The organism is Sediminicola luteus, from assembly GCF_002514735.1.
GTDB lineage: Bacteria > Bacteroidota > Bacteroidia > Flavobacteriales > Flavobacteriaceae > HQA918.
Window position 1 is genome coordinate 1,301,743 of record NZ_NBWU01000001.1, and the last position, 12,099, is coordinate 1,313,841.

9 protein-coding genes and 1 tRNA gene are annotated in these 12,099 nt (G+C 43.8%); 5 read left to right on the forward strand and 5 right to left on the reverse strand.

Annotated features, from left to right (window positions below; translation table 11 throughout):
* Window positions 1-45 precede the first annotated feature (45 nt).
* Window positions 46-2,313 carry a TonB-dependent receptor gene (locus B7P33_RS12290; RefSeq protein ID WP_097442251.1) on the reverse strand — a complete coding sequence of 756 codons (2,268 nt, stop codon included), beginning with the start codon at window positions 2,311-2,313 and terminating at the stop codon, window positions 46-48.
* Between the two features lie 90 nt (window positions 2,314-2,403).
* On the reverse strand, window positions 2,404-4,200 hold the full coding sequence (lepA, locus tag B7P33_RS12295; protein ID WP_097442252.1) for a translation elongation factor 4: 1,797 nt from the start codon (window positions 4,198-4,200) through the stop codon (window positions 2,404-2,406).
* A 173-nt stretch (window positions 4,201-4,373) separates the two neighbouring features.
* Between lepA and B7P33_RS12300 the strand changes: the two genes are divergently transcribed.
* Together B7P33_RS12300 and dusB are read left to right on the forward strand one after the other, a co-directional pair.
* On the forward strand, window positions 4,374-6,800 hold the full coding sequence (locus B7P33_RS12300) for an outer membrane beta-barrel family protein (RefSeq protein ID WP_097442253.1): 2,427 nt from the start codon (window positions 4,374-4,376) through the stop codon (window positions 6,798-6,800).
* A 55-nt stretch (window positions 6,801-6,855) separates the two neighbouring features.
* A complete protein-coding gene (dusB, locus tag B7P33_RS12305; RefSeq protein ID WP_097442335.1) occupies window positions 6,856-7,851 on the forward strand; it encodes a tRNA dihydrouridine synthase DusB in 996 nt (331 codons plus the stop codon).
* Between the two features lie 132 nt (window positions 7,852-7,983).
* Here dusB and B7P33_RS12310 read toward each other — a convergent pair whose 3' ends face one another.
* Entirely contained in the window at window positions 7,984-9,186 is a 1,203-nt protein-coding gene (locus B7P33_RS12310) for an ABC transporter permease (RefSeq protein WP_097442254.1), read from the reverse strand.
* 2 nt (window positions 9,187-9,188) lie between these two features.
* Window positions 9,189-9,581 (reverse strand): 30S ribosome-binding factor RbfA, encoded by a 393-nt coding sequence (gene rbfA / locus B7P33_RS12315; protein WP_097442336.1) that lies wholly within the window; start codon window positions 9,579-9,581, stop codon window positions 9,189-9,191.
* 143 nt (window positions 9,582-9,724) lie between these two features.
* On the opposite strand from rbfA, the gene mce reads away from it, so the two are divergent.
* Window positions 9,725-10,129, forward strand: coding sequence for a methylmalonyl-CoA epimerase (mce, locus tag B7P33_RS12320; protein WP_097442255.1), 405 nt, complete (start codon window positions 9,725-9,727; stop codon window positions 10,127-10,129).
* 334 nt (window positions 10,130-10,463) lie between these two features.
* Window positions 10,464-10,540, forward strand: a tRNA-Ile gene (locus B7P33_RS12325).
* An 832-nt stretch (window positions 10,541-11,372) separates the two neighbouring features.
* Here B7P33_RS12325 and B7P33_RS12335 read toward each other — a convergent pair.
* Window positions 11,373-11,591 carry a helix-turn-helix domain-containing protein gene (locus tag B7P33_RS12335; RefSeq protein WP_097442257.1) on the reverse strand — a complete coding sequence of 73 codons (219 nt, stop codon included), beginning with the start codon at window positions 11,589-11,591 and terminating at the stop codon, window positions 11,373-11,375.
* 111 nt (window positions 11,592-11,702) lie between these two features.
* Between B7P33_RS12335 and B7P33_RS12340 the strand changes: the two genes are divergently transcribed.
* The coding region (locus B7P33_RS12340; RefSeq protein ID WP_141402472.1) for a hypothetical protein at window positions 11,703-12,099 on the forward strand (397 nt) is incomplete at its 3' end.

A 12,099-nucleotide genomic window follows, 5' to 3' on the forward strand; every position in this document is an offset into this window, starting at 1 on the left:
TGCTTGCTTGTGGTTATGAAATAAAGATAAGTTTTAGTTGATGATTTATTTAGTGTAGGAAATCCGTTCTACAAAATGCAGTACGCTACCATCGGGTTTTATTCCGCGTATATCGACCAAATAATAAGGTAGATCATCATTAAAAGGAAGTGCTATGCTTATTTTTCCTTGGACGTCGGTGGTTAAGTTGGGATTCCAATAGACCAGCCCCTCCTTCACACCTTGTTCGGTTATGGTATAGTCTTTGGCAGAGGGTAAGCCGGGAAGGGTGATTTTAAAACCGGGATCAGGCATAGCCTTTTGTTCGTTGACATCGTAGTTTCCCCTTTTGGTATAAATGGCAACGATGCCTCCAGCGGCCCTGCTACCATATATTGCGGCTTTGGGCCCAGTAAGTATATCGACATAATCAATATCGAAAACACTGCTGGGGTTCGAGCTTATTGGTGTTCCGTTCCACAGTATTAAAGCGGCAACCCCTGAGTTTCTCAAATAAAACTTACCGTTTCCACCACTTATATTGGGAACATACATGCGTAAAATATCACCAAGACTAAAGGCATGCATCCCTTTTAAATTGGCTATTTCTACGGTGTATGTTGGGTCGTTGTACATAATGCGTTGTTTGTCGCGTTCTTTAGCCTTTCTATCAATGGCCTCATCTTCCAAAACCACCTCATCCAATCGGTTTACCCCTTCGGGGATCACCATTTCGGCTACTGGATTTTTGGTTGGCACGGAGGCAATGGAAGAATTCTTTTGCTCCAAAAAGGCAAAGTCCTTGGGCGATACCGAATCCATGACAATGGTATGGCCATAAAGCGATTTTATCTTATGCTTGCCATGGGAGGTAGATCGGCTGACTTTTAAGGTGAGTTCTGTAGAATCGGTAAAGAAGAGATCGCTAAAGGTAAATCGGCCATCGTTATCCACGGCCGAATGGTCGAAACCGACCTCGTCTTTGGTCTTGTACAACAGATTTACCTGCAGATCGCGTTTCTTCTTGCTCTTGGAAACCACTTGACCACTAACGGTAAGACCCTTTTCGATATTGGCAAGGTCCGCGGTTGAGTAGGTTGGAGGGTAGATTGGATCGGTCAACAGGACTATTTCCCGTTCTTGACCATCGGCAAGTAACAGTTGGGCAAATTTGTCGGTCAAGGGCTTCAGGTTTTGTTGGCTATCCTTGGGTAATAGTGTCCGTGCCGAATTGGGAAAACGGTGAATGGAAACCGACAAATCGGTTTTTTGATCCCAGTCGCCATTAGCTTCCAATCTGAGCTGTACTTCGTTTTTATCGGTATTTGTGTAGGGGGACAAAGAAAGGGCTAACCTATCCGGATCGATAAACACCTTACGTACGAGTACGGTTTCCCCTAGGTCATTGATTAGTTCAAGTGTAGCCAGTCCGGGGGCGAGGTGTTTTTTGGCAACTGGAACGATTAGGGTTTGCTTGCCTTGATCTATGGGTAGATTGAGGATCTTAACATGGTTTTGCCACAGAATTAGCACCATGTTTTCCAGTTTTAAAGGTAGGGTCGATTTTAGGAAGACCCTAAATTCGTTTTCGTTTTCGAGTACTCGGATACCGACACCCTGGGCCTGCGCCCGGGGTAAGGGATAACGCCAATCGCCATGAGGTCCTTTGATGATCAGGGTATGCTCTTCTGTAGATTGGGGCGTAAAAAGGAACAGATTGGTTCGGTCTGGCATTAGTTTTAGGCCACCAATATTGTTTCTGGAGCCATCGACTACTTTTGCTTCGATTGAATCGGTCATGGACCCACGCATCTGTACCCCTAGTTGCGAGGGTATGCCCACCACCAAACGACCGCCTTCAGGGTAAAAGGTTATACTTGGTTTTTCAGTGGCATTCGACCCTATTTCGCTGGGTTGCTTACCCACGAATATCTTACTTTCGGTTTTGGTTATGCCTGAATGTTCCATAAAACGGGTATAGGCCTTAAGGGTGTAGGGCCCTTGTGCAAGATCGGTTGGTAACCAAAGGGCACCGAACCCACTGAATCGATCCAAAAGCACCATCTTTTTATAGTATAAGGAATCGGAGGGCGAACGCAGCTCTATATAAGCGACCTTACTCACTGGGGGAATAGGCCCATTGGAATCGAAGGCCTGTAGGTACACCTTGAAAAAGATGTTCTCCTCCCTATCGAAATGGTGTTTGGATAGGTGTAGGTATAGTTGCTCTTGTACTGTATCGCTATACTGGGCAAACGAAAACAGTGAGATGGAGATTACGGTAGGTAGAACAACTACCTTACGAAGGTATGCAAAAGGCGAAAAGTGTCTCATGTTGGTAGGTGTGGTTCGGGGTTGATTCCCAAACCTTTACACACAAAAATCATACCAATCCTACCAATTGGCTGCTCTAGATCAACCGAATTAATCGTTCAACTTCAAAACGGCCATAAAGGCTTGTTGGGGTATTTCTACATTACCCACTTGGCGCATACGCTTTTTACCCTTTTTCTGCTTTTCCAAGAGTTTTCTTTTACGCGATATATCACCCCCGTAACACTTGGCGGTCACATCTTTACGTAAGGCTTTAATGGTTTCTCGCGATATGATCTTGGAACCGATGGCGGCCTGGATCGGAATGTCGAATTGTTGTCTTGGTATCAGTTCTTTCAACTTCTCACACATCTTTTTACCAATGGTCTGCGAATTGTCGAAGTGTACCAAGGCCGATAGGGCATCTACCGGCTGGGCGTTCAACAAGATATCTACACGTACCAATTTGGAAACCCGCATACCGATTGGGGCATAATCGAATGAGGCATAGCCTTTGGATACGGTTTTTAAGCGGTCATAAAAGTCGAATACGATCTCAGCCAAGGGCATATCAAAAGTCAGCTCTACCCGTTCTGGTGTAAGGTAGGTCTGGTTGGTGATCAACCCACGTTTATCGATACATAAAGACATCACATTCCCCACAAAATCCGACTTGGTAATGATCGTGGCCTTGATAAAGGGCTCTTCTACCCGATCTACCGTCGATGGATCTGGCAGGTCCGAAGGGTTGTTCACGATAATGATCTCTTCGGTATTCTTTTTGGTGTAGGCGTGGTAACTTACGTTGGGCACCGTGGTGATTACCGTCATATTGAACTCGCGTTCCAAACGTTCTTGGATAATCTCCATATGTAACATGCCCAAGAACCCACAACGGAAACCAAAGCCCAAAGCAGCACTACTTTCAGGGGTAAATACCAGAGATGCGTCGTTAAGCTGTAGTTTTTCCATGGAAGAACGGAGCTCTTCAAAATCTTCAGTATCTACGGGATAGATTCCGGCGAATACCATAGGTTTTACATCTTCAAAGCCTTCAATGGCAGTAGGGGCGGGTTTGGCGGCATCGGTAATGGTATCACCCACTTTTACCTCACGGGCATCCTTTATTCCCGTAATCAAATAGCCAACATCTCCGGTCTTTATTTCGTTTTTAGGCGTCTGCGTTAGATGCAACGTACCTACTTCATCCGCAAAATATTCTTTATCGGTAGCCATGAACTTGATCTTCTGACCTTTTTTCATAGAACCGTTCAATACCCTAAAATAGGTTTCAACACCACGGAACGGGTTATATACCGAGTCGAATACCAAAGCTTGCAAGGTTTCATCTGGCGATCCTTCGGGAGCGGGGATACGTTCGATAATCGCTTCCAAAATATCTGCAATACCGATACCAGTCTTGGCACTGGCCGGAATTACCTCTTCGGCATCGCAGCCTAAAAGGTCTACGATATCGTCGGTTACCTCTTCTGGGTTGGCCGATGGTAGGTCTACCTTGTTCAAAACCGGAATGATCTCTAAATCGTTCTCCAAGGCCAAGTATAGGTTCGAAATGGTCTGGGCTTGAATGCTTTGGGCGGCATCTACAACCAATAAAGCCCCTTCGCAGGCCGCAATGGAACGCGAAACCTCATAAGAGAAATCGACATGACCGGGGGTATCGATCAAGTTTAAAATATATTCTTCCCCTTTGTAGGTATACTCCATCTGTATGGCGTGGCTCTTAATGGTAATGCCACGTTCACGCTCCAGGTCCATACTGTCCAACAACTGGTCTTTCTTCTCCCGTTCAGAAATGGCACCGGTATAGTCCAATAAACGGTCGGCCAAGGTACTTTTACCATGGTCGATATGTGCGATGATACAAAAGTTGCGTATATGCTTCATAAAAAGAAAGTCCCTATGGGAATTAAATGGTGTGCCTGCAAATATAATGCATTTGCCTGCTAGGCAAATCTTCTTCTACGTTTTCCGGTAATTTTGGCCCTTTTCGACCAAACACCTTTTCTTTTTACGAAAACGATGTAAATAAAAACTTATTTTTTTGTTAGATTTGACCGATGCCAACAGCCAAATTTGCACAACTTGTATTACCCCTAATCTGCTTTGTTCTTGGTGCGAATCTTCTTTTAGCCCAAGATATTACACTTACGGGAAAGGTATCTGACAGTGAAGGAAACCCTGTCGGATTGGCCAGTGTTTTTATTATGAAAACGGCCGACTCTACTCTGGTTTCCGGAGTATCTGCCGATGACGATGGTCAGTATAAATTAACCCATATTACCGCCGGAACCTATCTTATTCAGGCCAGTTATATTTCTAAATTGTCCGAATATCGTCGTATTGAGGTTGAAAAGGATACAGGTCTTCGGCCCTTGATCATAGAAGGTAGTGTAGAAGAATTGGAAGAAGTGGTGGTGGCAGCAGGTAAACCTCGCATAAAACGCTTGGCCGATCGCTTGGTCTTCGATGTCAAAAACTCAGTGGTTAGCAATAATAATAGTTGGGATATCCTTAAAAAAACACCCGGCGTACTTTCTATTGGAGATCGTATTATGGTACGTAACCAAGCGCCAACACTTTTTCTAAATGGTCGCAAGTTACAATTGACCCCAGATGAGGTACAAGACCTGCTGCAGGGTCTAGATGGACAGAATATTTCATCTATTGAGATTATTCATGCGCCATCGGCTAAGTATGATGCCAGCGATGCCCCAATTCTAAATATCGTTACCGATAAAGCGGTTTCTACTGGATATAAAGGAAACCTGAGCGGGCGGTATACGCAAGCGGTTTTTTCCAAATTTGGGTTTTCTACCGGCCATTATTACAAGACCGATAAGGTGAACCTTTTCGCCAATTATTCGATTAATCCGGCTAAAAAACTCAAAAAAGATTGGGGTTATGCCCACTTTGAGGATGAAAATGGAGTCAATTTTACCAATTGGGATTCCGATTTTGAACGGGTTACCAAATCACTAAGTCAGAATATCGGTACCATACTTGATATTGAAACTAGTGAAAAGGGTAGCTTGAACTTTACTGGAAATCTGGCCTTTTCTCCATCTACTATTGATAAGACCCGTACCCTTGTAGATATGACCAATGGGGTAGGGACGCTCGATTCTTTACAGAGCACCCAAAGTAGGTTGGATACCCATACCTCTAATTTGGGCTTGGATCTTACCTATGTACACCAAATGAGTGATATGGGTGCCGAGTTACGGTTCAATACCCACCTTACCCTTTTTGATGATCATAGGGACCAGGGGGTAAGTTCCGATTATTTGAATGCCGGAGGCGACCTGATCAATGAGGTCGATTTTGCCACCCAGGCAGAAAAGGACATTCAGATTTTTACGGCTCAGGTAGACTATAGTACCCCATGGGGCGAAAGCCGGTTCGAAACCGGTTTGAAGACTTCCCATATAGATTCGGAAAGTGGTATCGATTATTTTAATTTAATGGGGGGCACCAGCACTTTAATACCGGGATTATCTGATCTTTACAATTATAAAGAACGTACCCATGCCGGTTATGTAAATCTGGCCCACGAATGGGAAAAATGGAGTTTTTCAGGTGGTTTACGTCTCGAATACATCGATGCCAGTGGCGAATCGAACCAAGTCACGGAAATCAATGAACAAGAGTATTTGGAACTTTTTCCGACCTTTCAGTTAGGCCATAAACCTAATGCCAATCATAGCTTTGTATTTGATTATAGCCGACGGATTGAAAGACCACGTTATCAAGACCTAAACCCTTTTGCTTATTTTATCAATGAGAATCAGTTTAGTTTGGGTAACCCGAACCTACGGCCCAGTTTTACCCATAATTTTAATTTCAATTACACCTTAAAGGATACCTATTCGTTTGATTTGTATTATCGTGACAACGGACACGAAATAGCAGGACTGGCCTTTCAAGATAATGAACGGGTTCGTATAGTTACCGAACAACAGAATATTTTGGGAAGCCGTTCCTATGGGTTGGATGTAACCTGGGCCCAATCCTTTACCGATTTTTGGTACTCGTATCTCTACGGTTCCATTTTTTGGGAAGAACAAGATTTTTTGGCAACCCAAAGTGGTAATATGGCCTATACCAACGACATTCAGGCGTATTATATAGCTTGGTCCAATTTTTTGACCCTTTCGAAAGACTCCTCTTGGCGGGGCGAGGTAAGTTTGGTGTACCTCAGTAATTATCTAACAGGCACCTATATCATAGAAGCGGGTACCAACCTTACCCTGGGTGTGGTTAAATCGTTTTGGAACGATCGGGCCACTTTGAGCATCACCGGCGAAGATGTGTTAAACACCTATAACGCTTGGGCTCGGGCCGATTTTTTAAACCAAGACCATGGGTATAAGGCCCGTATTGAACAACAATTGATACGTGTTGGGTTTACCTATAAGTTCGGTAATTTTAGGTTGAACGACAACCGTAGGGAACTCGAGAAAGAAGAGCTAGATCGCTTGGAGTAACCCATTTGCAGGTAATATTTACAGAAAGCCCGTATTTTTGCAGAAAAATACGACCGTGCCAAAAATCGGAGATATACAGCTGCCGGAATTTCCTTTGTTGCTTGCCCCTATGGAAGATGTAAGCGATCCTCCCTTTCGTGCCTTGTGTAAAGAACAAGGTGCCGACGTGGTCTATACCGAATTTATCTCTTCGGAAGGATTGATACGTGATGCCGCCAAAAGTGTGATGAAGCTCGACATATACGAAAAAGAGCGTCCGGTAGGTATACAGATTTTTGGGGCCAATCTCGATTCTATGCTGCGTTCGGTAGAGATCGTAGAAAAGTCGAACCCAGATATTATCGATATCAACTTTGGTTGCCCTGTAAAAAAAGTGGTCAGTAAAAATGCTGGTGCCGGTATCTTACGTGATATTCCCTTAATGGTAAAGCTGACCGAGGCGATGGTAAAACATACCAATTTACCGGTAACCGTAAAGACCCGTTTGGGTTGGGATAACGATTCCATAAAGATTGTAGAGGTGGCCGAACGCCTACAGGACGTGGGTATAAAGGCCATAGCGATACACGGCCGAACCCGGGTTCAGATGTATAAAGGTAATGCCGATTGGAAACCTATTGCCCAAGTAAAGAACAATCCGCGTATGCATATTCCCGTATTTGGTAATGGCGATGTAGACAGCCCGGAAATGGCGGTTAAAATGCGTGACGAATATGGTTTGGACGGCGCTATGATCGGCCGGGCCAGTATCGGCAACCCCTGGTTTTTCAATCAGGTGAAGCACTATATAAAAACCGGCGAGCATATGGCCCTACCTACCATGACCGAACGTGTTTCCGCCGCACGTAGGCATTTACAAATGTCCATTGATTGGAAAGGTGAAAAACTAGGGGTGTTCGAAACCCGTAGGCATTATACCAATTATTTTAAGGGCATACCCAACTTTAAGGAATACCGCATGAAAATGGTTACCTCGGACCATGCTGCCGATGTATTTGCCGCTTTTGATGAAGTGGAGCAAAAATTCGGCGACCATGTGTTTGCCCGCTGATTTTACGTTAGCCCCGAAACTTCGTGGGAGCAAACTACCATATAGTGTTTAGAGCCTCTGCTAAAGTCAGGACAGGACTATGCCCCAACGGGTTGGTGTACACGTCCAAAAACCGACGAGCTAAAAAGTACTTTAGGATTGTAAAAGGCGTCTATTGATCCTACTACTGGCAATTTTGGCCGCGATAAAACCCAATACCATTATCGTAGCCAAAACCAAGAGCACATTGGCTAGTTTAAAGGCTACCGGATAGGCCAGCACATCTGAAATTTTGAGCCAACCCCACCATAGTTGCGAACCAATCAAAAGTGAACCGATCAATACCCCGATTAGGCCGCCTATGGCGGTTACCAATATGCCTTGATAAAAATAGATACGCCTAAGCTGGGCTAAAGGAGTACCTAGGTAGAACAAGGTTTGTACACTTTTACGCTTGTCGAGAATCATCATGATTATGGCACCTACTACATTGAACAAGGCAATGATCAAAACCAATGTAAAGATCAAATAGGTGGCTATATTCTCGGTATTGAGCATACGGTGCAGCGTGCCGTTCAGTTCCTGACGGTTTTTTACCTGAACGGTGCCATCAAAAACCTGAGCGATTTTTTCCTTTACTACAGCTTCATCTGCCTCAGGGGCCAACTTAAAATTGATGCCCGATACCTCATAGGGTTCTTTTTCCAACAAAGCCTGGGCCAGGGGTAAATCTACGATTAGGTATTTGAAATCTAGGGTCTGTTCTACGGAATACATACCGCTTAGCACGATATCTTGCTCGTTATATGGCTTTTTTGGGCCTTGCGACAGGGATCCTTTACCGGGTTTGGGAGCCAGTACCGTAAGCGGATTACGATAGTTGTCAATAGTGGCACCAAGGGCCATTCCAATACGCCAACCGAGTACCCCAAACCCGCCTTTTACCTTAAACTGCCCATAATCTACCAAGGTATCTACTCCAACCACGGGAGCAAAAAGGCTATCGACCCCTTTGATATACCCAGGATGTCCTTTTTCATCGAAGGTAAAATACACCCCTTCTTCCAATTCCTTGGAAAAATTGGCTATATCCGCTATTTGCGCCAGTTGCTTTTCGTGTTCTGGGTGAATCTCTATGAATTTACCTTGGATGGGCAAGGCCTTTAGATCGGGGTCGAAACTCTGACTAAAGGTGAGGCTGAAATCTTTGAGCCCGGCAAAGCCCGAGAGTACGATAAATAAGGCGGCCGCCCCGATTACCGTGACCAGAAAAGTAATAAAGTTTATGATGTTCACCGCATTTTGGCTGCTCTTGGAGCGTATATACCGCTTGGCGATGTAGAACGGAAAGTCCAAACTTAGGATTTCTTGCGTTTGTCCAACAAATCGGGATTATCGATAGGGTTGTCTTGTCCTTTTAGCGAACGTTCGATACCATCTATATATTCCAAAGAATCGTCTATAAAGAAAAGTAGTTCAGGTGTTTTACGCAATTGATGGCGGGTACGCTGGGCCAATTCGTGTTTGATCAAGGCCGTATTGGCTTTAATACCCTCCAACAATTCAGGACCTTTATCGTTGGGGAAAATGCTCAAGTATACCTTGGCAATGGTAAGGTCTACGGTAACTCGTACCTGACTTACCGAAATCAGGGTGCCCTTGAGTCCGCCATCGGTGGCAGCCCGTTGTAAGATATCGGCGATATCGTTTTGTATTACCCCGGCTATTTTCCGTTGTCTTTGCGATTCCATAGCACAAAAATAGGCTTTTTTACCCCATTTTTGTGCTTTCCCCCACACTAGGCTACATAGTTTGCCGAAATATGCGTACAACTGATCAAACTCAGTTTTTTGGGTCGTTGTCCTGCCGTACCTTTGGGGTAAACACCTAGGATATGGACAAAATAGAGCATATTGGTATTGCCGTGGCCAATTTGGCCGAATCGAACGCCCTGTTCGAAAAGTTATTAGGAAGCCCGGCCTATAAAGAAGAAACCGTGGAAAGCGAAGGGGTACGCACCTCCTTTTTTAAAACGGGACCGAATAAGATAGAACTGCTGGAGGGTACCCGGCCCGATAGCCCCATAAGTAAATTCATAGCCAAAAAGGGACCGGGCATACACCATATCGCCTTTGCCGTAACCGATATCGAAGCCCATATCGCCCGATTGCAAAAAGAGGGGTTCAGGGTACTGAACGAAACCCCCAAAAAAGGGGCCGATGGTAAAAAAGTGGCCTTTTTACACCCCAAGGACAGTAATGGGGTGTTGGTAGAGTTGTGTGAGGATATAGCCCCCTAACCCCCAAAGGGGGAATGAAACTAGGAGGTACGAGGATGAAATTAGGAGATGGGAAAGACGAAGTTGAAAATGATAAGGTGGTGTTTTGACAGGCATGTGGAATATGAATGATTTCCATGTGATGGCCGGTGCCCCGGTCCTTTCACCGAGTAGCGCGGAAGTTAGTATTGTCAGAATCGGTTTTTATGTTCATTAAAGATTCAGTGAAACATTATGACTAGATTTAAAAGCCTTTACATGGCTTGCGTACCATGGAAATAAATGCTAATATTGCAGCCCGAAATAGCTTTCTTGTACCTTAGGTTTTTTACAACCAAGTCCGGTTAAGAAAGAAGGTCCTATAGCTCAGCTGGTTAGAGCACCTGACTCATAATCAGGGGGTCCATGGTTCGAGCCCATGTGGGACCACCAGTAAAGACAAGGCTTCAGAGCGTTTTTCGCTTTGGAGCCTTTCTTATTTGCAAACAATTTGCAAACAGCTTCTTTTTTAACGAATTTTAACACTAAAAGGTAACATTCTAGTTGAAGCATTGGGGTTTTTGGTGTGGTTGTAACTTTTGCTTAACGATTTGGTACACGCTTCTTAAGATTTAACATATCAAAGGGCGTAGATAACAAACCTCAAACAAGGAGATTTTTGTCATGTCGATTATATGATCAATTGATTGTCCTAATAGAGGTAATTTCAAAAAAGTCGGCACAAATGTCCTCAGTATCGAACGATTCGTAGATCTTCCCGCTGAATACGACCTTGATATCGTCGGTTTTATAGTTTTCCTCAAGATTACACGGAAATAAAACTCCTAATGGGCGGCTACTTGATTTTTCGTCAGGTTCAATTGTAAAATCATTACAAAAAACACCTTTACCCCTTATCGTTCCTTCGACATTGACAACGGTATCCACAACTTTCCTATCCTTATAGCAACCCGATAAGGCATCGTCATCGGAACAAGAATAAAAATAGGAAGTAGTTCCAATGAGGCATGCATAGACGAAAATATTGATTCTATACTTTGTAATAAAATTGTTGGAAAGTCTCATTTTATTGGTCTTTTAGTTGGGTAAGTTGTTTCGGGATGGCACCCGATCTGTTATTTAAAAGGATGGGAATATTTTGGTTAGGTTGCTTCCGATTTATTGGAACACTCAAGATATTCTGGGATGGATACCCTTGAAATATCGGTTAATGGACAAAAGCACTGACCTTCTCGGATAATCAGGTAATAGGGTTGAACTGGGGCTAATGGATTTTAACTAAATAATCCAATGGGACCTTCAGGGCCAATGATAGCTCGTACAAAGTATAAATGGTGGGGTTGACCTTTCCGTTCTCTATTTTTTCAATGGCTTGTCTATCCTTACCACTTTCTTTGGCCAGTTTGGCTTGGTTCCAACCCTTTTGGAGCCTTAATTCAACTATCTTTTTGCCGATACGTTTTTTGAGATCGTCCTTGGTCATATCCCAAAGGTCATATTTTCGTATGACAGATATGTCATATAATAATATGACGATTTGATATAAAATCCATATATTGTCATACAATTAATTGACAAACTATATTATAGGATTATGGAACCGGTTAGTCATACAGGTAAAAAGAAACTTGATATCCATATCGTAAACGAGATTGTCCCTAAGCTAACGGATGTGGTAGAGGTGGATCGTATCTTTCTTAACAAGGGGCTACAACACCATAGTTTCAAATACCGTTTGATCCTGATTACCAAGATCGGGGTAAGGCGGATAATGGATCGGATTTGGCCCGTGATCCATGATATCATGGCCCAATACCCGGATTTCACTTGTAAGGTCTTTACCCTTGGATATGCCAATGAACAGCTCCAACAGGCCAACCTATTCTTTTTGAACCATTGCCATGCAGATAAATTGGTTTATATCTCTGATAAAAAAGATTGCACATGGGCCTACCCCGAACAAAACATTCAGGCGGTTTGTGAAAAGGCCA

What these genes read in the sequence shown, in the direction of transcription:
- B7P33_RS12290 (WP_097442251.1), bottom strand. Translation starts at nt 2,313, where the DNA reads ATGAGACACTTTTCGCCTTTTGCATACCTTCGTAAGGTAGTTGTTCTA.
- lepA (WP_097442252.1), bottom strand. Translation starts at nt 4,200, where the DNA reads ATGAAGCATATACGCAACTTTTGTATCATCGCACATATCGACCATGGT.
- B7P33_RS12300 (WP_097442253.1), top strand. Translation starts at nt 4,374, where the DNA reads ATGCCAACAGCCAAATTTGCACAACTTGTATTACCCCTAATCTGCTTT.
- B7P33_RS12335 (WP_097442257.1), bottom strand. Translation starts at nt 11,591, where the DNA reads ATGACCAAGGACGATCTCAAAAAACGTATCGGCAAAAAGATAGTTGAA.
- mce (WP_097442255.1), top strand. Translation starts at nt 9,725, where the DNA reads ATGGACAAAATAGAGCATATTGGTATTGCCGTGGCCAATTTGGCCGAA.
- rbfA (WP_097442336.1), bottom strand. Translation starts at nt 9,581, where the DNA reads ATGGAATCGCAAAGACAACGGAAAATAGCCGGGGTAATACAAAACGAT.